At 62.8% G+C, this 18,877-nt stretch carries 16 protein-coding genes and 1 other RNA gene; 9 read left to right on the top strand and 8 right to left on the bottom strand.

Translation table 11 applies throughout. The features are described from left to right. Nucleotides 1-14: 14 nt before the first annotated feature. Nucleotides 15-2,534 carry an EAL domain-containing protein gene (locus NKF27_RS00995; protein ID WP_253554978.1) on the bottom strand — a complete coding sequence of 840 codons (2,520 nt, stop codon included), beginning with the start codon at nt 2,532-2,534 and terminating at the stop codon, nt 15-17. Nucleotides 2,535-3,332: 798 nt separating this feature from the next. Here NKF27_RS00995 and NKF27_RS01000 point away from each other — a divergent pair. Further along, nucleotides 3,333-3,797 carry an HPP family protein gene (locus tag NKF27_RS01000; protein ID WP_308812437.1) on the top strand — a complete coding sequence of 155 codons (465 nt, stop codon included), beginning with the start codon at nt 3,333-3,335 and terminating at the stop codon, nt 3,795-3,797. Between the two features lie 42 nt (nt 3,798-3,839). Here the strand turns inward: NKF27_RS01000 and NKF27_RS01005 are convergent, their stop codons facing one another. The 3 genes from NKF27_RS01005 to NKF27_RS01015 form a co-directional block, all read right to left on the bottom strand. Beyond that, entirely contained in the window at nt 3,840-5,237 is a 1,398-nt protein-coding gene (locus tag NKF27_RS01005) for an ATP-binding protein (protein ID WP_367399263.1), read from the bottom strand. Further along, nucleotides 5,237-5,911 carry a response regulator transcription factor gene (locus tag NKF27_RS01010; RefSeq protein WP_253554982.1) on the bottom strand — a complete coding sequence of 225 codons (675 nt, stop codon included), beginning with the start codon at nt 5,909-5,911 and terminating at the stop codon, nt 5,237-5,239. Before NKF27_RS01010 ends, NKF27_RS01005 begins: the two co-directional genes overlap by 1 nt. A 109-nt stretch (nt 5,912-6,020) precedes the next feature. Then, the gene (locus NKF27_RS01015) at nt 6,021-6,209 is read right to left on the bottom strand and encodes a DUF3008 family protein (RefSeq protein WP_108131823.1); all 189 of its coding nucleotides are present in this window, start codon (nt 6,207-6,209) and stop codon (nt 6,021-6,023) included. A gap of 665 nt (nt 6,210-6,874) precedes the next feature. Between NKF27_RS01015 and thpD the strand changes: the two genes are divergently transcribed. Next, complete coding sequence (gene thpD, locus NKF27_RS01020; RefSeq protein ID WP_301271175.1) at nt 6,875-7,750, top strand: ectoine hydroxylase; 876 nt, start codon at nt 6,875-6,877, stop codon at nt 7,748-7,750. A 650-nt stretch (nt 7,751-8,400) separates the two neighbouring features. Here the strand turns inward: thpD and ssrA are convergent. Continuing rightward, nucleotides 8,401-8,780, bottom strand: a transfer-messenger RNA (tmRNA) gene (gene ssrA, locus NKF27_RS01025). Between the two features lie 54 nt (nt 8,781-8,834). Next, nucleotides 8,835-9,326, bottom strand: a complete 492-nt coding sequence (gene smpB / locus NKF27_RS01030) for an SsrA-binding protein SmpB (RefSeq protein ID WP_045992293.1) — start codon at nt 9,324-9,326, stop codon at nt 8,835-8,837. A gap of 221 nt (nt 9,327-9,547) precedes the next feature. Between smpB and NKF27_RS01035 the strand changes: the two genes are divergently transcribed. Continuing rightward, on the top strand, nt 9,548-9,982 hold the full coding sequence (locus NKF27_RS01035; RefSeq protein ID WP_045992292.1) for a type II toxin-antitoxin system RatA family toxin: 435 nt from the start codon (nt 9,548-9,550) through the stop codon (nt 9,980-9,982). A gap of 88 nt (nt 9,983-10,070) precedes the next feature. Then, a complete protein-coding gene (locus tag NKF27_RS01040) occupies nt 10,071-10,370 on the top strand; it encodes an RnfH family protein (protein ID WP_253556392.1) in 300 nt (99 codons plus the stop codon). Nucleotides 10,371-10,519: 149 nt separating this feature from the next. On the opposite strand, the gene NKF27_RS01045 is transcribed toward NKF27_RS01040, so the two are convergent. Continuing rightward, nucleotides 10,520-10,975 carry an outer membrane protein assembly factor BamE gene (locus tag NKF27_RS01045; RefSeq protein ID WP_045992301.1) on the bottom strand — a complete coding sequence of 152 codons (456 nt, stop codon included), beginning with the start codon at nt 10,973-10,975 and terminating at the stop codon, nt 10,520-10,522. 72 nt (nt 10,976-11,047) lie between these two features. Here NKF27_RS01045 and fur point away from each other — a divergent pair, with 72 nt between their 5' ends. Continuing rightward, nucleotides 11,048-11,494 carry a ferric iron uptake transcriptional regulator gene (gene fur, locus NKF27_RS01050; RefSeq protein WP_045992290.1) on the top strand — a complete coding sequence of 149 codons (447 nt, stop codon included), beginning with the start codon at nt 11,048-11,050 and terminating at the stop codon, nt 11,492-11,494. Nucleotides 11,495-11,722: 228 nt separating this feature from the next. Here the strand turns inward: fur and recN are convergent, their stop codons facing one another. Continuing rightward, on the bottom strand, nt 11,723-13,396 hold the full coding sequence (gene recN / locus NKF27_RS01055) for a DNA repair protein RecN (RefSeq protein ID WP_253554984.1): 1,674 nt from the start codon (nt 13,394-13,396) through the stop codon (nt 11,723-11,725). Nucleotides 13,397-13,792: 396 nt separating this feature from the next. On the opposite strand from recN, the gene grpE reads away from it, so the two are divergent. The 4 genes from grpE (at nt 13,793) to NKF27_RS01075 (ending at nt 18,876) form a co-directional block, all read left to right on the top strand. Further along, a complete protein-coding gene (gene grpE / locus NKF27_RS01060; protein WP_253554987.1) occupies nt 13,793-14,443 on the top strand; it encodes a nucleotide exchange factor GrpE in 651 nt (216 codons plus the stop codon). Nucleotides 14,444-14,615: 172 nt separating this feature from the next. Then, entirely contained in the window at nt 14,616-16,541 is a 1,926-nt protein-coding gene (gene dnaK / locus NKF27_RS01065) for a molecular chaperone DnaK (protein ID WP_045992287.1), read from the top strand. 90 nt (nt 16,542-16,631) lie between these two features. Beyond that, a complete protein-coding gene (dnaJ, locus tag NKF27_RS01070; protein ID WP_045992286.1) occupies nt 16,632-17,768 on the top strand; it encodes a molecular chaperone DnaJ in 1,137 nt (378 codons plus the stop codon). 193 nt (nt 17,769-17,961) lie between these two features. Then, nucleotides 17,962-18,876: a DMT family transporter gene (locus NKF27_RS01075; protein ID WP_253554988.1), complete on the top strand. Its 915-nt coding sequence runs from the start codon at nt 17,962-17,964 to the stop codon at nt 18,874-18,876. Nucleotide 18,877: the final 1 nt, after the last annotated feature.

Consider the following 18,877-nt stretch of genomic DNA (forward strand, 5'->3'; position numbering starts at 1 on the left):
TGTCAGAGAAATCGTCAGCCCTGAAGCAGTGGCATCGCCGATCCACCTACCGGCAGTCGGCGGCGCGACGACAGGGCCAGGAATTGATGGAGGGGAAGGGGCTTCGAGTACAGATAACCCTGGAATGAACGACAGCCCAGCTCCAGCAGCCGCTTTTGCTGCTCCACGGTTTCGACACCCTCGGCGATGACACCGAGTTGCAGGGTCTGGGCGAGGGCGATGATGGTCTGGGCGATGGGAGCCGCAGTGGGGTCATCGGTCAGATCGCGGACGAAGGCCACATCGATCTTCAGGCTGTCCAGCGGGAGGCGCTTGAGGTAGGCCAGAGAGGAATAGCCGGTACCGAAGTCATCGATGGCGAAGCGCACCCCGAGGGTGCGCAGGTGGGTCAGGGTATCGATGACCGGATAGGCCTCACCCAGCATCAAGGACTCGGTGAGCTCCAGGGTCAGCTGGCTTGCAGGCGCCCCGGTATCCGTCAGGGCCCTCTCCACGCCGGTGACGAAGTCGGCGCGCTGGAATTCCCGGGCGCTGACGTTGACCGACAGGGTCCAGGCGCTTCTGTGGGGGTCGTGTTGCCAGTCGGCCAGCAGCTCACAGGTCTTGCGCAGCACCCAGTTGCCCAGTTCGATGATCTGGCCGGTGTCCTCGGCCAGGCTGATGAAGGCACTCGGCGAGACCAGCCCCAGCTCCGGATGCTCCCAGCGCAGCAGTACCTCTGCGCCGGTAATCGTGCCCTGGTGATCGACCTGAGGCTGCAGGTACTGGCGCAATTGCTCGCCGACGACCGCGTCCTTGAGCTGTCGCTCGAGCCTGAGTCGAGCATTCAGGCGCTCGACCATGCTGGCTTCAAAGGCGCAAGGACGCTGGGCGGCCTCGCTCTTGCTCTCGAGCAGGGCCAGGCCAGCGCGCTTGAGCAGTTCGCTGACGCCGAGGTCACCGCCACGAAACAACAGGTAGCCGCCGCTGACGCGGCAGCTGTGGCGCTCGCCGGCCAGCGAATAGTCGCCGTTCAAGGATTCCAGTACGCTGCGTGCCTTTTCCCTGGCCTGCCCCATGGCATTCTCAGGGGAGACCGAGAGACCGTCGTAGAGCAGCGCAAATTCATTGCTGCTCAGCCGCGCCAGATCGTTGGCTTGCCTGGCCCAGGGCCTGAGACGGGCCGCCAGCGCCTTGAGCAGGCGATCTCCGGTGGCCTGACCGAGGGCATCGTTGATGCCCTTGAAGTTGTCGATATCCACCAGCAGCAACATGATGTGCCGGCCACTGATGTCGCTGGCCAGTTGCAGGGCGTGGATGCGTTCCTGCAGCGAGCTGCGATTGGGCAAGGTGGTCAGGCCGTCGTGATAGGCCTGGTAACGGATATGCTGCTGGGCGTCATGGTGGGCGGAGGTATCGCTGAGGGTGGCGACAAAATGCCCGCTACCGTCTTCGTCGGCGCGTACACGATTGATGCTCAGGCGCGCAGGGAAGCGGCGACCTTGGCGGTGTCGGACCTCGACATCGCCGATCCAGGCGCCATTTTCTCGCAGCGAGCGCAGTACCTGGCTGCGATGCTGATCGAGCCGCAGCAGGGTGTTGAGCTTGAGCATCGAGTGGCCCTGGAGGTCGGTATGGGGCACACCGGTCAGGGTCTCGAAGGCGTGGTTGCACATGATCATGCGGGCACGCTGATCCAGCAGTACGACGCCATCGTGCATCGATTCGATGACATCCACCAACTGGCGGCGTGAGACCTGCATGCGCATGGCGCTGTCCTGTAGCCGCCTGTCGACAAGCACCGTGACCAGGGTGGTCAGCGCAAACAGAAATGACAGCACGGCGACGGCGGTGGCCAGTAGCGAGCCGTGATGGGCCATTGGTGCCGTCGCCTGCCAGCCTGGGTCCGGCAGAAAGTACACCGCCATCATGGCCGAATAGTGCATGCTGCAGATGGCCAGGGCGGCGAACACCGCTGCCAGCAGGCTGCCCAGGCGAATGCCCTGCACGCGGGGCAAGTGTCTGGACGCATGGAAGCTGTAGATGCTGGCGATACCAAAGGGCAGCGAGATCACCAGTGACAGCAGCAAGGGAATGGGAGCGAAGCGCATGCTGGCAGGCGCCTCCATGGCTGCCATGCCGGTGTAGTGCATGGTGGCGATACCCAGCCCCAGCAGGCATCCCGCGATGATCTTGCGCGTGGTGGACAGTCCCCTGCGAGCCATCGCCGCCACGGCGATCAGGCCGGCGACCACCGCCGGCAGCAAAGAAGCCAGGGTCAGCCACAGACCATGATGGGCGGGAAAGGGCAGACGATAGGCGAGCATGCCGGTGAAGTGCATGCTCCAGATGCCTAGCCCCATCATGGTGCCACCGGCCAGCCACCAGGCCCTGCGTCGATGTTGCCATCGCGCAGAGTGAACGCGTTCGCCGACGGCCATGGCCGAATACACCGATACCAGTGCCACCAGACACGACAGGACGACGAGCCAGGGCGTGTGTACTCCCTGTATGGCCTGGGCGACCTGCGGGTAGGTAATAAAGATGGGCGGCATGGGTCGGGGTGGGTCCCTTGTAGTAAGGCCTTAAGACAACCTCTTCATTGATTAGCATGACCTGGCGCGTAGAGCAAAGGCTCCTGCCGGGCTGAGTGGTCGCCACGCCAGCATGATGGATCCGCGTTTGAGTATAGAATTGTCGGTCAATGCTTGCGTGATACAGGGCGCTATATTGTTGTCCTGGCGGTGAAAAAAGTGTAAATGCCGGCGTCTGTCTCGGGAGAAAAATTTAACCGTAAGCAGGCGATGCCAGCCGCTGAGACGGCGCCGAAGCGTGCGGCTGTCTTTAGTCGAGTCGACCCTGGTTGCCGATTCGGGCAAACATTTTGGTCAACATCTATCTGTGCGGCCTCGGGTCGTCGACCTTGTTGTACTGCTGTCTGGCGTGTGCGGTGCAGACCTCACCGGGCAATGGGGTGCGCCAACGATGCCTGTGCCGAGCCGTCGCTTGGCGCAGGCGCTACCCACCGACAATTTCCGGGCGAAAGCCGTCCACAAGGATACATTGCAAGACCGGCGAAACCTCGACGGCGGTGTCGTCCGGGATAGGCCTCGCGCCAGCATCCCGAGGCCAATTCACAGCCTGACCAGGTTGGCGGGGAGCTGCCTGACACTATCGCTTTTGCTATAGATGCATGCCAAAAGGCTATTTCCCTCGGGATGCCACCTTTGCAAGAGTATGCGGCCCTTTTGAATGAGTCGGCAGGACAACCGGGGTGGCGGGTGGTGAAAACGTATCTGGGCAAGATGAAAGGTGGGAACGCTGAGCGTGGGCAACTGTGCTGGAAGGATGCCTTGTGGTCGTGGGTTGGCGCCTTTGTCGGCATGGCCGGCGTCGGCTGGTTGAGCCACGAATGGCTATCGACTCAGGCACTGTTGATGATCGGCTCCTTCGGTGCGACTTCTGTGCTGTTGTATTCCACCCCTGACAGCCCTCTGGCGCAGCCCCGCAATGTTCTGGGCGGCAATGTCCTGTCAGCTCTGGTCGGCGTGCTCTGCTGGCTATGGCTGGGGGATGACTGGCTGGCTGCCGCGGTCGCGGTCTCCAGTTCGATTCTGGTGATGCAGTTGACCCACACCCTGCACCCCCCAGGCGGCGCAACGGCCTTGATCGCGGTCATTGGCTCACCGGAGCTGCACGCGTTGGGGTGGGGATACGCGCTGGTACCGGTGGCGGCGGGGTGCCTGCTGCTGTTGGTGATCGCTACCCTGATCAACAATCTGGCCCGGCATCGTCGATACCCACGCCATTGGTGGTGAGGTGACGATGCGTGACGGCGTGCTGCACGGCCGGGTGGCATGTCAGCGTCGCCAGCGAAGTGTGGCGTCAAACCCTGCTGACTCACGGTTGTTCAGGCTGACTTCGACGTCCTGCTGTTGAGCCAGGGCAAGCACGATGGAAAGGCCCAGACCGCTACCGGTGGTGGTGGCGTCGCTGGCGCGATGGAAGCGCTCGGTGACTCGCTCCAGGTGCTTAGCGGGAATGCCGGGGCCGCTATCGAGGATGCTTAGACGCACACCCTGGGGCTCTTCGTGAAGGATGGCTTCGATGGTGCCACCGTCTGGTGTGTAGCGCAGCGCGTTGTCCAGCAGATTGCGGATCATGATGCCAAGCTCCGTGGCATTACCCTCGACCGTGGTCGGATCTACGTGCTCCAGACGGAGTTGCTGGCCACGAGCGTCGGCCAGCGGCCAGAGTTCGGCCGCGAGGTCCAGCAGGGTCGAGCGCAGGTCTACCCTTTCTGGTGCAGCACCGGTGTGGCGATCGACCCGTGCCAGGACCAGCAGCTGCTCCACCACGCGCTGGAGTCGCTCGACGCCCTGGCGAGCCTTGGGCAGGGCGTCGCCTTCGCCTGCCAGGGCGTTGTCCAGGTGGATCTTCAGGGCTGCCAGAGGAGTGCGCAGTTCATGGGCGGCATCCGCGGTGAAGCGCCTCTCCTTTTCCAGGGTCGCCTTGAGCCGCCCGATGAAGTCGTTGAGTGAGCCCCTTAGTCCGGCCAATTCCGTCGGCACGTCCAGTTCGATGCGACTCAGGTCGGCGGAGTCTCGATGCTCCACCTGCTGCGATAGTCGCTCGATGGGGCGCAGGCCGCGCCGAATATGACGCAGCACCAGCAACAGGCACAGCGGCATCAGCAGCAGCATGGGCCAGAGGTGGTTGAGCGTAATGCGCTCGATGATGTCGAGAAAGAAGTCCCGTTCGATACCGATCTGTAGCCACAGACCGCGATCCGTATCGTGCAGGGCAAAGACGCGCCAGCGAGATTCTCCCAGTGATCGCCATGTGAAACCCTGCTCACCGGGTGGCGGCATCCGGGGCTGGCGGTCGACGTCTTGCCATCCTGGGCCAATCAGCACCGGCTGGCCGGTCTCGGTCCACAGCCCGAAGCCCATCTTGCGCTCTTCGTGGTGATAGGTCTGGCCTGGTGTCGCCGGGGGCTTGTCGGACGTGCCGCTGTCAGCGTATAGGCGGGCGCTGGCCTTGCGCTGGTCCATCCACCGGGCCAGGCGTCGATAGTCGTCAGCCTCGGGCGCCTCGGGGAGCATGCTCATCAGCCCCCTGCCGGTAAAGGCGAGCTGGGCATCGAGGATCTCTTCCAGCTCGTTCTGCGAGATCAGCCAGGCGGCCACCACCGACAACAGCGCCACCATGGCCAGGGACAGGGCCAGGGTGCGAAACAGATAGCGATGGATCGACATCACGTGGCGACGGCCAGAAAGTCGGTATTGAGGCGATAGCCGATGCCGCGCACCGTGGTGATCATCTCCTTGTGCAGCTTCTTGCGAAGATGATGCACGTGAACTTCCAGCGCGTTGGACTCGAGTTCTTCTCCCCAGCCGTAGAGCAGGCTCTCCAGGCGGGGGCGGGACAGTACCTGGCCGGGTTGGCGGGCAAGCTCGATCAGCAGGGCGAACTCGCGACGACTCAGGGCGATGCCCCGTCCTTGCCAGTCGACGCAATGGCGGGCCTCATCGATGCACAGCGTGCCGATGTCGATGGTGGAGCTGGCGCGGCCAGCCGCTCGTCGAATCACGACGCGCAGGCGCGCGAGCAGTTCCTGGAGGTCGAAGGGCTTCAATACGTAGTCGTCTGCCCCGGCGTCCAAGCCCTGGATACGTTCTTCCACGGCGTCACGGGCGGTCAGGATCAGGACCGGCATGGCACTTTGCTGGCGCAGGCGTCTCAGAACCTCTAGTCCATCGCAGTCGGGCAGGCCAAGGTCCAGGATCACCACCGAAAATGCCTCCAGGGCCAGCGCCTCGAGAGCCGGCTTGCCGCAGGTGAACCAGTCGAGTGCATAGCCCTCTCGTTCAAGCGCGACCTTGATGCCCTCCCCCAACAGAGGGTCATCCTCCACCAGTAGTGCCCGCATGGCATGTTCTCCGTCGATCTACCCAACCGTCACTCAGCCAGTATGGGGCGCAAAACCTTAATCTACGCTTAAGGATCGACGGGAGTCTTGATCCGACGCTGTTCTCTGCCTAGGACTGCGAATCGTGCCTGGGCTTGCCGGTACGCTCGGTCGACGCCATCTTTTCCAGTTCGTCTTCGCTCATCGAGTCGTACATCGACCGGGCGGCACCGTCGAGTTCGCTCACCTTCTGTTCACCACGCTTGGCAGCGAGGGCTGCTCCTGCCGCCATCTGCTGGGCTTTCGACTTCGCTGGCATGGTTACCTCCTTGAAGAGAAAGAAGATTGTTGTACCGGCGTTCATGGCTTGCTGCCTGGCAGGCTCAAAGGATCTTTCGACGAGAAGCCTGACCTTACCGGTTCGACCCGGATCAGCCCCAGCATAATCACTTGTGTTTTACGTGTTCAACGCCAGTTGCCGCGATACCGAAACGTATTCACGAGGCGAGTGGGCGAAATCACATGAATGGAAGAGCGACGTTCGCCAGGGAGTGTGTCTGCCTGTGATCTTTCGTGGTGGTGTCCTTGCGCCGGGGTTTTCACGCCTTTGCCTCGGCACAGTGGTGGCAGCTTGGCCGCCGCGAAATCTCACCATCGAGGTTCGAAGTAATGTGAAGAAGCGAGGTCACACGGCGTTACAACTCTTTTCAATAAGAAGTACGAAACAGCGGCCCGCTCTGGCAGCGTCTGGTGGCGACGTAATGGATTACCTGAATGATTTTCGAAGTGACGTGTTGTTCAGACGCTATTGCAAGAGCTTTGACATAAAGCGCCCGTCGAGTCGTGTCCATGATGATTCATGGGTGACTCGGGCAGGCATGGCGTCTTCGTCTTTCGTTTAGCGATTCTGCCATGACAAGGGAGGAAGCCAGCATGCGAGATACACAGGATCTTTTTCCGACACGCCTGGAGCGTAAGCTGGGCATGTTCGAGCGCATCGACCCGGTCGTTCATTGCGATGAGCAGCAGCGAGCGAACGGCCCCCTGAGCGAAGAAGAGCTTGATGAGTTTGATAGAAAAGGCTTTCTCTCTTTCGAGAACTTCTTCGACAAGGAAGAGATGGATGCCTTTATCCAGGAATTGCGGGAGTACGAAGAGGACGAAGACCTCAAATTGTCCGAAGGGACGGTGCTGGAGCCCGGAAAACAGGAGATCCGGTCGATCTTCGGCATACATCAGGTCTCGGATCGTTTCAGCCGTCTGACACGGGACCCGAGGCTATTGGCCATGGTGCAGCAGATACTCGGTAGTGACGTCTACATCCATCAGTCGCGTATCAACTACAAGCCCGGCTTCAAGGGGAAAGGTTTTGACTGGCACTCGGACTTCGAGACCTGGCATAGCGAAGACGGCATGCCTCGGATGCGGTCACTGAGCTGCTCGATCATTCTGACGGATAACGGTGAATTCAACGGCCCCTCGATGCTGATACCAGGGTCCCACAAGCAGTTCGTTCCTTGTGTCGGGCGCACCCCGGAGGACAACTACAAGGAGTCATTGAAGAGCCAGGACATCGGTGTTCCTGATGCCGCCAGCCTGAAGAAACTGATGCTGGAGAACGATATAGAGGCGCCGAAAGGCGATTCTGGCTCATTGGTGATGTTCGAGTGCAATACGCTGCACGGCTCCAATATCAATATGTCCTGCTGGCCGAGAAGTAACCTGTTCTTCGTCTATAACAGTGTCGAGAATACCCTCCACGACCCCTACTGCGGCAACAAGCCTCGCCCTGAGTTCCTGGCCACGCGCAAGGACTACAGCCCGCTCAAGCCTGTCGAGGGAAAGCATCAGACAGAGTGAGAGCCAGAGAGGGTGAGCGCCGACGCCACCTACCTCTCCGCCATCACCGGCGATGTCACGCGCTCGCCTGGCCATCGTCGCTGGGACTCGAGAACCTCCAGCAGCAAACGCCACCTTGATTCACAAGGTGGCTTTTTCGTCGATGTTGGTGGAGGTGGCGGGAATCGAAGCCCGGAGCCTGTAGAGAGCGCCGACCTTGCCCTTGGGTCGTGGACCTTGCAGACACAAAAAAACCTCCGTAAAGGAGGTTCTTTCGTCGGTGTTGGTGGAGGCGGCGGGAATCGAAGCCCGGGGTCTGTGGAGAGCGCCGACCTAGCTATTGGCTCTTATTGGCCTGCACATAGCTTGGCCACAAAAAAGCCACCTTCAGATGAGGTGGCTTTTTCGTCGGTGTTGGTGGAGGCGGCGGGAATCGAAGCCCTGGGTCTGTAGAGAGCGCCGACCTCGCCCTTGGGTCGTCTTCGGTCCTGGTTTCCTTCGGGCACAAAAAACCTCCACAAGGGAGGTTCTTTCGTCGGTGTTGGTGGAGGCGGCGGGAATTGAAGCCCGGGTCTGTAGAGAGCGCCGACCTAGCTATTGGCTCTTCTTTTCTGGTTGTGTGCCCTGAAACGAAAAAGACCACCCTTTAACAGGTGGTCTTCTTCTGGTGTTGGTGGAGGCGGCGGGAATCGAACCCGCGTCCGCCGACACTCGCCCATTGGCTCTACATGCTTAGTTCCGTCATTTGATTTAACGCCTCGGGCTCCGACGGGCAGGATCCCGAAACGCGATTCCTCCAAAGTTTAGCGATTGACGAGAGGACAGCGCCAACCGCGATCTCACCTATCTTGGCTCGTAGCCCATTGGCAACGGATGAGCACGTCGCCGCCGGGTAGGACTAGAAGCTAGCAGTTTTTACGCTGCCAGCGCGCCCTGAGCGTAGTTTTCGTCGTTTGCGACTATTTAATCGTGATGTTGGATTTACGAGATACATCACGCTCTCGGCATGCACCTCAGGGGTTGTCATCAGCGTCGAAACCATGTCGCCCCCGTAACGCCCCGCCAGTGTACCAAAGATCCGGCGGTCTGTACTACATCTGACGGCTCAGGCGCGGTTTTGTTCCCGCATGACGCGGCCCTTCTGACGCTGCCAGTCGCGGTCCTTCTCGGTGGCGCGCTTGTCGTGCAGCTTCTTGCCCGTCACCAGCGCCAGTTCACACTTCACCCGGCTGCCTTTCCAGTACAGCTTCAGCGGCACACAGGTGTGCCCCTTGTCCTGGGTGCGCGAGAAGATCTTGGCGATCTCCTTGCGGTGAAGCAGCAGCTTGCGCGTGCGCGTGGGGTCCGCCACCTCATGGGTGCTGGTGGTGTTGAGCGGCATGATATGGCTGCCGAGCAACCAGGCCTCGCCGTTCTTCACCAGAATGTAGGTGTCGGTGAGCTGTGCCTTGCCGGCACGCAGGCTCTTGACCTCCCATCCCGCCAGCACCAGCCCGGCCTCGAAGGACTCGTCGATATGGTATTCGAAGCGCGCCTTCTTGTTCTGGGCGATGGTGTTGTTGCCGGGACCCTTGTCCTTTCCCTTCTTGCTGGCCATGGAACCTCTTGATGTCTGAATCGGTCGTGGAAGCGGTGTCGTAACCGATGCGGCCCGATGCGTAGCGTTGCTGGTCGACGCCAGGCGATTGCCACGGCGGCGCTGCCCGTCGGTCCCCCTTTCGGCTGTCTCCAGTTCTGCCGGGGAAGCGTGCTACCATTTGAGGCCGAAATAACCGCTCATGATACGCCCTGGGCTTCTGGAAGTCAGCGGAGAGGTCAATGCCAACCGTCAATCGGTCCGCCATGGTGCGGCACACCCCCAAGCAGATGTTCGATCTGGTCAACGATTTCGAGCGCTATCCGGAGTTTCTGCCGGGCTGCCGTCGCGCGCGGCTGCTGGAGAAGGACGAATCGCACCTGATCGGCGAAATGACCCTGGGGCGGGCCGGCATCGAACAGACCATCGTCACCCGAAATGACCTGCACGAGCCTGACCGTATCGAGCTGTCGCTGGTAAAGGGGCCGTTCAAGCGACTGGACGGGCGCTGGAAGTTCATCACCATGGGCGAGAACGTGTGCAAGGTCAGCCTGGAGATGGACTTCGAGTTCTCCAGTCGGCTGCTGGGCATGGCCTTTGGCAAGGTCTTCCAGCAGATCGCGGGCCAGCAGGTGGATGCCTTTACGCGGCGTGCCGATGAGCTTTATGGGCGCTGACAGCGCAAGACCCTCGGCTACTCGTGTCGAGCCCACACCTGCCGAGCACTCGGCGCGGCCAGATATAAAGGAAGACGCAAGCGACGAGGTGCTTCGCGTGGAAGTGGCCTTTGCCTTGCCGCACAAGCAGCGCCTTGTCGCGCTGCGCGTCGCCAAGGGCACGACCGCCTGTGAAGCGCTGGCGTTGGCCGACCTGCCGTCGCTGTTTCCCGAGTTGCCTGTGGAAACCTTCAGCGAGGCCAGTCTCGGCATCTTCGGCAAGGTGCTGAAAGAACCCGCACGGCAGATATTGCGTGACGGTGATCGCGTAGAGGTCTATCGACCGCTGAAGATCGACCCCAAGGCAGCGAGGGCGGAGCGTGCGGCTCGTAGCCGCTCTTCCTCCTAGCGACCCTGGACGGCCGGAGCCTGTGTCGCCGCCGTATCCGTAAAGGCGCGCGCAGGAGCCACTACTGCGCGTAGAAGCTAACCGGCGTAGACGCAACCAGGGTGGCCGTTGTGGCCACCCTGGTGCAGGTTCTCGCTGGCGCCAACGGCTTACTCGCGCTCGGGATCCACGGTGCGGTTGTAGATCGGCTCGATATTGGCTTCGCCCTCGGGGTTATCGTCGCCGCCGCCGCTGGTGGGGCCTACGCCGTAGCTATGCTTGCCTGCCACGTCCGGGTTCATGCTGAAGTCGCCTTCCCGGTCGATATTGACCAGGTTGTTGCCGGCAAAGGTCAGGGTGACTCGTCTTTGCATCACGTCGCCGTAAGCTTCGTCGAGGCGGTAGACGTAGTCCCACTGGTCGGCGCTGAACGGGGCCTCCAGCAGCGGCGAGCCCATGAGGTTGATGACCTCCTGTCGGGACATGCCGGGGCGTAGCTGTTCGACCATACTGTTGGTCACCAGGTTGCCCTGTGCCAGGTCGCGCTTGTACACGCTGAAGTAGGTGCAGCCGCTGGTCAGCGCCAGGGCCAGTGAAAGGGTGACAATTCCGGTCAACTTTTGCATTTGCGCCTGTTCTTCACTATCGTGGGGTCGGTCGATCATACCCGACCCTACCTGATACTGCGAAGAGCAACCATGGCCGACAAGAACCATGAATTGCGCAAGGCTGGACTGAAAGTCACTCTGCCGCGCGTAAAGATCCTGCAGATCCTCGAATCTGCCACCGATCAGCACCACCTCAGCGCCGAGGACGTGTACAAGACGCTTCTCGAAGCCGGTGAAGATGTGGGCCTGGCGACGGTGTATCGCGTGCTGACTCAGTTCGAGTCGGCGGGCCTGGTGATCCGACACAATTTCGACGGTGGCCATGCGGTCTTCGAGCTCTCCCAGGAAGAGCATCACGACCATATGGTGTGCCTGGAAAGCGGTGAGATCATCGAGTTCTTCGACGAGACCATCGAGCGTCGGCAGCAGGAGATCGCCGAGGAGCACGGCTTTGAGCTCGTCGATCACGCGCTGGTCCTCTACGTCAGACCCAAGGGCTCCAAGGCGACGCGCCAGGAAGGCATCGCCAAGAAATAACGGGTCCCTCTGCGCGTAGCGCTGAGTAAGAGCCTCTGCCTCCGGGCGGAGGCTTTCTCGTGTCTGGAAGATGTGATCAGCGCTGTGCGGTCAGTGGGTACACAAAAGCGCCACGTCCCCGTCAATTGGGGGCGTGGCGCTTGCGTTGTCGGCTCGCTGTAAAATGCTGTTTTTTCTTGGGTACTGCTCTTCAGTATCGCTTTTCGCTGCTGTCTGGGTTCGCCAGACCTAGTGATGCGCCCGCTGGCTTGCGTCGAGCATCTCGCGGGCATGCGCCAGGGTCTGGTCCGAGAGTTTGACGCCGCCGAGCATGCGCGCCAGCTCGCCGACACGCCCGGCTTCGTCCAGATGCGCCATACGGGTGCGGGTGGAATCCTTGCGGGCCTTCTTCTCTATGTGCAGATGGTGATGGGCCTGAGCGGCGACCTGGGGCAGGTGGGTCACCGTCAGGACCTGGCCGTTCTGACCCAGGCGCTTGAGCAGCTGCCCGACGATCTCGGCGGTGGCACCGGATACCCCGACATCGACCTCGTCAAACACCAGGCTGGGGATGGTGGAGTGCTGGGCGGCGATCACCTGGATGGCTAGGCTGATGCGCGACAGCTCGCCACCAGAGGCTACCTTGGCCAGCGGGCGAGGCGGCTGACCGGGGTTGGCGGCGATCAAAAAGCGCACCCGGTCCATGCCCTCGGGGGCGGCGGCGTCACGCCGACTGACGTCGACCTCGAAGCGGGCCTTGCCCATGGCCAGAAACGCCAGTTGCTGCTGGACTTCCTTGCCGAAGCGCTTGGCGGCCTTGTGTCTGGCGGCGCTGACGGTCTCTGCCAGGGCTCGCCATTGTGTCTTGAGGGTGTCGGCCTTCTCGGTCAGCGCCTCGAGGTCCTCGTCTCCGCCCTCCAGTCCCTGAAGTTCTGCCGTCAGGCGCTGGTGCAGGGCGACGATCTCGTCGGGCAGCACATGGTGCTTGCGAGCGATGCGGTGAGCCTCGCCCAGGCGCTGTTCGACCCAGGCCAGGCGCTCTGGGTCCAGCTCCACGTCGGCGACCACCTGATGCAGTTCTCGGCCGGCTTCCTCGAGCTGGATGCTGGCGTCACCGAGCAAGGCGATGGCGTTGGCCAGGGCTCCCTTGTCGCTGCCGGGCAGGGCGGCCAGGCGCTGGCTGGCCTGGTGGAGCAGGGGCAGGGCGCCGCCTTCCTCGCCATCGCAGCAGTCGAGGGCGAACTGGGTCTCCGCCAGGCGCGATTCGGCGTGGGCCAGCAGCTCCTGTTCACGTTCGAGCTGTTCGAGCTCGTCTTCGCCCAGGCCGAGTTGGTCGAGTTCTTCCACCTGATAGCGCAACAGCTGGCGACGGGCGCGGATTTCATCGCCGTCGTCGGCCAGCCGTTTCAGTTGTCGCCGGGTGGACTGCCACTCCCGATAGAGCTCGGCCAGTCGGCTCACCGATTCACGGTGGCCGGCCAGGTCGTCGAGCAGGCGCAGGTGGGTGTCCTCGGCCAGCAGGGCCTGGTGGGCGTGCTGGCCGTGGATCTCGATCAGGGTCTCGCCCAGCGACTTGAGGTCGGCGATGGTGGCCGGCTGGCCGTTGATCCAGGCCTTGGAGCGACCGCTTTTAGTGACCACGCGACGCAGCAGGCAGTCGTCATCGGGCAGCTCTCGGTTGGCAAGCCAGGCCCGGGCGTTGGGCAGATTGGCAATGTCGAAGCGCGCGCTCAGGTCGGCTCTGGACTGGCCGTGGCGCACGCTGCCGGCGTCGGCGCGTTCGCCCAGGCACAGGCCCAGGGCGCCAAGCAGGATCGACTTGCCGGCGCCGGTCTCGCCGGTGATGGCAGTCATGCCGCCCTCGAGCTCGAGTTCGAGGTGGTCGACGATGGCGAAGTCCTGGATCGAGAGTTCGGTCAGCATGCGGGCCTCCTGGTGGCGTCACCGAGCGGTGCGACGGTCAGTGCAAGGGTGGCGGTCGTACAGGGTGATGGGTGCGGCAATCGCTCGCGCAATAGCTAGAGCATCGATATGTCGCAACGGATGGGCTTGTCATTACTGTTTATCCATCCATGTGGTGTCTGTTTATACAGTAGTCCAGGCGCGCCCTCAACGCATCCTTGAGCAGCAACTTCAGTGGTTGCGGGTCAGCGCTGCGGCAAATCCTGGGCCTGCTGGGGAAAGTCTGATCAGGATCTGCGTCTTTCCCCTTGAGATTGTTGTGGCCAACCCCATATACCTCTGCAACCTCTGGTCCCCGGACCAGCCACTGTAAAGGCGGTGCTACCGCAATTGTTGGACTTCTTCAGGAGGCTGCACATGGCCAAAGATCCCCAGACCCCGCTGGATGACGAACTCGCTCGCCAGGAGCAGGAAGCCGAGTCGCAGCAGGCCGGCGATTCAGCCGAGGCTATCGAGGGCGAGCTCGACGACAAGCTCGAGGGTATCGTCGACCTGGCTGAGGATGAGGCACAGGCCGTGGAAGGCGGTGACAACCCCGAGGCCGAGGTGCTGGCGGCCCGCGTCGAGGAGCTCGAGCAGAGCGTGACCGAGGCCAAGGACCAGGCCCTGCGTGCCGCCGCCGAGGCGCAGAACGTGCGCAGGCGGGCGGAAGCCGAGGCCGAGAAGGCGCGCAAGTTTGCGCTGGAGAAGTTCATCAAGGACCTGCTTCCGGTGGTCGACAGCCTGGAAAAGGCGCTTGAGGCCATGGGCGAGGACGCCTCCGAGGTGCATCGCGAGGGTGTCTCCATGACCCTGAAGATGCAGCTCGACGTACTGGCCAAGTTCGGCGTCGAGATCGTCGAGCCCCAGGGCGAGCCGTTCGACCCGCAGTACCACGAGGCCATGGCCATGGTGCCGAACCCCGAGGTCGACCCCAACACCGTCATCGACGTGATGCAGAAGGGCTACGTGCTCAACGGACGCCTGGTGCGCCCGGCGATGGTGGTAGTGAGCCAAGCGGCCGGCTGAAACATCCGGCCCACGGGGCCTGACCGATACGGGTTGTCGACAGGCGTTGTCGATATGAGTTGAACATGGGGACTTGAAATCGGCGCAGACGCCCCCCAGATAGTCGGCAACCCCGCGGCGAACGCCGCAAGCCAAACTTCAGTTACGCAAGACACGAATTCGAGGATTTCCTATGGGACGCATCATCGGCATTGACCTTGGTACCACCAACTCCTGTCTGGCCGTGCTCGACGGCGACAGCGCCAAGGTAATCGAGAACGCAGAAGGCGCACGTACCACCCCGTCCATCATCGCCTACACCGATGATGGCGAGACCCTGGTGGGTCAGGCGGCCAAGCGTCAGGCGGTGACCAACCCGGAAAACACCCTGTACGCGATCAAGCGCCTGATCGGCCGTCGCTTCAAGGACGACGTCGTCCAGAAGGACATCAAGATGGTGCCCTACACCATCACCGAAGCCGACAACGGCGACGCCTGGGTCGAGGTCAAGGGCAAGAAGCTGGCACCGCCCCAGGTCAGCGCTGAAGTGCTGAAGAAGATGAAGAAGACCGCCGAGGACTACCTGGGCGAAGAAGTGACCGAGGCGGTCATCACCGTGCCGGCCTACTTCAACGACAGCCAGCGTCAGGCCACCAAGGACGCGGGTCGCATCGCCGGTCTCGAGGTCAAGCGCATCATCAACGAGCCGACCGCGGCTGCCCTTGCCTATGGCATGGACAAGTCACGCGGTGACAAGACTATCGCGGTCTACGACCTGGGTGGCGGTACCTTCGATATCTCCATCATCGAAGTGGCCGACGTCGACGGCGAGACGCAGTTCGAGGTGCTGGCCACCAACGGCGACACCTTCCTGGGTGGTGAGGACTTCGACCTCAAGCTGATCAACTACCTGGTCGACCAGTTCAAGGCCGACAGCGGTATCGACCTGTCCGGTGACAACCTGGCCATGCAGCGCCTGAAGGAAGCCGCCGAGAAGGCCAAGATCGAGCTGTCCAGCGCCCAGCAGACCGACGTCAACCTGCCCTACATCACCGCCGACAACACCGGTCCCAAGCACCTCAACGTCAAGGTGACCCGGGCCAAGCTTGAGTCGCTGGTGGAAGAGCTGGTGAGCCGTTCACTGGCGCCGTGCAAGACCGCTCTGTCCGACGCCGGCCTGTCCGCCTCCGAGATCGACGACGTCATCCTGGTCGGTGGCCAGACCCGTATGCCGATGGTTCAGGCCAAGGTCGCCGAGTTCTTCGGCAAGGACGCCCGCAAGGACGTCAACCCGGACGAAGCCGTGGCCGTGGGTGCTGCGATCCAGGGCGGCGTGCTCGGCGGTGACGTCAAGGACGTGTTGCTGCTGGACGTGACTCCGCTGACACTGGGTATCGAGACCCTGGGTGGCGTGATGACGCCGCTGATCGAGAAGAACACCACCATCCCGACCAAGAAGACCCAGGTGTTCTCCACCGCGGATGACAACCAGACCGCCGTGACCATTCACGTGCTGCAGGGTGAGCGCAAGCAGTCCAGCGGCAACAAGTCGCTCGGTCGCTTCGACCTGTCGGACATTCCGCCGGCGCCGCGCGGTGTGCCGCAGATCGAGGTCGCCTTCGACCTGGACGCCAACGGTATCCTCAACGTGTCCGCCAAGGACAAGGCCACCGGCAAGGAACAGTCCATCGTCATCAAGGCCTCCAGCGGCCTGTCCGACGACGAGATCGAACAGATGGTCCGCGACGCCGAGGCCCACGCCGACGAGGACAAGAAGTTCGAGGAACTGGTGGCGCTGCGCAACCAGGCAGACGGCATGATCCACGCCTCTCGCAAGACCCTCGAGGAAGCCGGCGACAAGGCCTCCGAAGACGAGAAGCAGGCCATCGAGAGCGCCATCAAGGAGCTCGAGGAAGCGCTGCAGGGCGACGACAAGGATGCCATCCAGGCCAAGCTCGACGCCCTGACCGAGGCCTCCGGCAACCTGGCGCAGAAGATGTACGCCGAACAGGCGGACGCTGGCCAGCAGGCGGGTGACGCCGACGCTGGCGCTAAGAAGGAAGATGACGTGGTCGACGCCGAGTACGAAGAAGTCAACGACGACCAGAAAAAGCAGTAACCACGACATCTGAACCTCGGATGACGCCAACGCGGGAGCCGGACTCCCGCGTTGGTGTTGCTGAGCGTCGCGACGGAGGCGGACAGACCCATGTCCAAGAGAGACTACTACGAGGTACTAGGTGTCGAGCGCGGTGCCGATCAGAAGGACATCAAGAAGGCCTATCGGCGCCTGGCACAGAAGTACCACCCGGACCGTAACCCGGACGATGACACCTCGGCGGAAAAATTCCGCGAAGTGTCCGAGGCCTACGAGGTCCTGACCGACAGCGAGAAGCGTGCGGCCTACGACCAGTTTGGCCATGCCGGCGTCGACGGCCAGGGCGGTGGTGGCTTTGGCGGCGCCGGGGCTGGCGGCTTCAGTGACATCTTCGGTGATGTCTTCGGTGACATCTTCGGCGGTGGCGGCGGACGTCGTAACCCCAATGCTCCCCAGCGGGGCAGCGACCTGCGCTACAACCTCGAGCTTGACCTCGAGAGCGCAGTGGCCGGCACCAGTGTCGATATCCGCGTGCCGCGTCATATCGAATGTGAGCGCTGCGACGGCGAAGGTGCCGAGCCGGGTTCCACCAAGGAAACCTGCCCGACCTGTCACGGCCACGGTCAGGTGCGCATGCAGCAGGGCTTCTTTGCCGTGCAGCAGACCTGCCCGACCTGTCACGGCAGCGGCCAGCACATCAAGGTGCCGTGCCACGCCTGTCATGGCGAAGGTCGCGTGCGCGAGACCCGCACCCTGTCGGTGAAGATTCCGGCCGGCGTCGATTCCGGCGATCGCATTCGCCTCAACGGCGAGGGCGAAGCCGGTATCAACGGCGGTCCGCCCGGGGACCTGTACGTGCAGGTCGCGATCAAGCCGCACCACATCTTCGAGCGCGAAGGTCGCCACCTGCAGTGTGAGGTGCCGATCAACTTCGTCGATGCCGCCCTTGGCGGTGAGCTCGAGGTGCCGACGCTGGATGGTCGGGTGAAGCTGAAGATTCCGGCGGAGACCCAGACCGGCAAGCTGTTCCGCCTGCGCGGCAAGGGCGTCAAGCCGGTACGTGGCGGCCCCGCCGGCGATCTGTTGTGCCGGGTGGTGGTGGAAACCCCGGTCAAGCTCAGCGAGGAACAGAAGGATCTGCTGCGCAAGTTCCAGGACAGCCTGGGCGGCAGCAACGCCCAGCACTCGCCGAAGAAGTCGAGCTTCTTCGACGGGGTGAAGAAGTTCTTCGAAGATATGAAGCTGTAAGTCGCGCACCCTCGGGTCAGGCGTGATCCTGCGCCGACCAGGGCCTTGTGACGACGATCGACCCCCGACGCCTGGCGCCGGGGGTCGGTTTTTTGTCGGCGGGGCAAGGTGCATCGGCGGGACGCAGCTCTCGGGCAGTTCGACTGGGCAGGGCTGCTGGACGGGCCGGCTCTTCTGAACAGGGACGATGATCATGAGTGATAGGGATAGGCCCCTGGCGGGCATCGTGCTGCGCATCGCCTCCGGGGTGCTGTTCGCCGCCATGCTGGTGTGCGTGAAGTGGGTGAGCGACGAGGTGCCGCTGGGCCAGGTGGTGTTCTATCGCTCGGCCTTTGCGCTGTTGCCGATCGTGCTGTTTCTGGCCTGGCGTCGCGAGTTTCCGGCAGGGCTGGCGACCCGGCGCCCCTTGGGTCATCTGCTGCGCTCGAGCCTCGGCGCCGCCTCGATGTTTGCCACCTTTGCGGCCCTGGCGCGCCTGCCCGTAGCCGAGGCCACCCTGCTGGCCCAATTGGCGCCGGTACTGATGGCGATCGGCGGCGTGGTGCTGCTGGGCGAGCGCTTTACCCCATCGCGGGCGCTGGCACTGGTGCTCGCAGTGGGCGGGGTGGCGGTGCTGGTGGTGCCGGATATCGGCAACGCCGACAAGGCCGGCCAATTGTCGGGCTACGCGCTCGGTGTGCTGGGGGCGTCGCTGACCGCTGCGGCGCTGGTCACGGTGAGGCGCATCTCGCGCACCGAGGGGGCCGGTGCCATCGCCTTCTACTTCGTGCTGGCCTGCACCCTGGCGGGCCTGGCGACCCTGCCGCTGGGCTGGGTAGCACTGCCGACCCAGACGCTGACGCTGCTGATCCTGGCCGGGTTGCTGGGCGGCGCGGCGCATATTTGCATGACCTTGGCGCTGCGCTTTGCCGAGGTGTCGAGGCTTGCCCCCTTCGAGTACATCGCCCTGGTGTGGCCGGTGCTGGCCGATCTCTGGCTGTTCGGCCAGCCGTTGTCGAGCGGCTTTCTGCTGGCGCTGCCGCTGTTGCTCGGCGGTGCCGCCCTGGCCGCCATGGAAGGCCGTCGCCTGGGGTGGCCGCGCCGGCGCTCGCCGCCCGAGAAAGACTAGT

The organism is Halomonas sp. DN3 (assembly GCF_024137905.1).
Lineage (GTDB): Bacteria > Pseudomonadota > Gammaproteobacteria > Pseudomonadales > Halomonadaceae > Halomonas > Halomonas litopenaei.

What these genes read in the sequence shown, in the direction of transcription:
- thpD (WP_301271175.1), top strand. Translation starts at nt 6,875, where the DNA reads ATGTTCGAGCGCATCGACCCGGTCGTTCATTGCGATGAGCAGCAGCGA.
- NKF27_RS01015 (WP_108131823.1), bottom strand. Translation starts at nt 6,209, where the DNA reads ATGCCAGCGAAGTCGAAAGCCCAGCAGATGGCGGCAGGAGCAGCCCTC.
- dnaJ (WP_045992286.1), top strand. Translation starts at nt 16,632, where the DNA reads ATGTCCAAGAGAGACTACTACGAGGTACTAGGTGTCGAGCGCGGTGCC.
- NKF27_RS01005 (WP_367399263.1), bottom strand. Translation starts at nt 5,237, where the DNA reads ATGTCGATCCATCGCTATCTGTTTCGCACCCTGGCCCTGTCCCTGGCC.
- NKF27_RS01010 (WP_253554982.1), bottom strand. Translation starts at nt 5,911, where the DNA reads ATGCGGGCACTACTGGTGGAGGATGACCCTCTGTTGGGGGAGGGCATC.
- recN (WP_253554984.1), bottom strand. Translation starts at nt 13,396, where the DNA reads ATGCTGACCGAACTCTCGATCCAGGACTTCGCCATCGTCGACCACCTC.
- NKF27_RS01035 (WP_045992292.1), top strand. Translation starts at nt 9,548, where the DNA reads ATGCCAACCGTCAATCGGTCCGCCATGGTGCGGCACACCCCCAAGCAG.
- grpE (WP_253554987.1), top strand. Translation starts at nt 13,793, where the DNA reads ATGGCCAAAGATCCCCAGACCCCGCTGGATGACGAACTCGCTCGCCAG.
- NKF27_RS01045 (WP_045992301.1), bottom strand. Translation starts at nt 10,975, where the DNA reads ATGCAAAAGTTGACCGGAATTGTCACCCTTTCACTGGCCCTGGCGCTG.
- fur (WP_045992290.1), top strand. Translation starts at nt 11,048, where the DNA reads ATGGCCGACAAGAACCATGAATTGCGCAAGGCTGGACTGAAAGTCACT.
- dnaK (WP_045992287.1), top strand. Translation starts at nt 14,616, where the DNA reads ATGGGACGCATCATCGGCATTGACCTTGGTACCACCAACTCCTGTCTG.
- NKF27_RS01075 (WP_253554988.1), top strand. Translation starts at nt 17,962, where the DNA reads ATGAGTGATAGGGATAGGCCCCTGGCGGGCATCGTGCTGCGCATCGCC.
- NKF27_RS00995 (WP_253554978.1), bottom strand. Translation starts at nt 2,534, where the DNA reads ATGCCGCCCATCTTTATTACCTACCCGCAGGTCGCCCAGGCCATACAG.
- smpB (WP_045992293.1), bottom strand. Translation starts at nt 9,326, where the DNA reads ATGGCCAGCAAGAAGGGAAAGGACAAGGGTCCCGGCAACAACACCATC.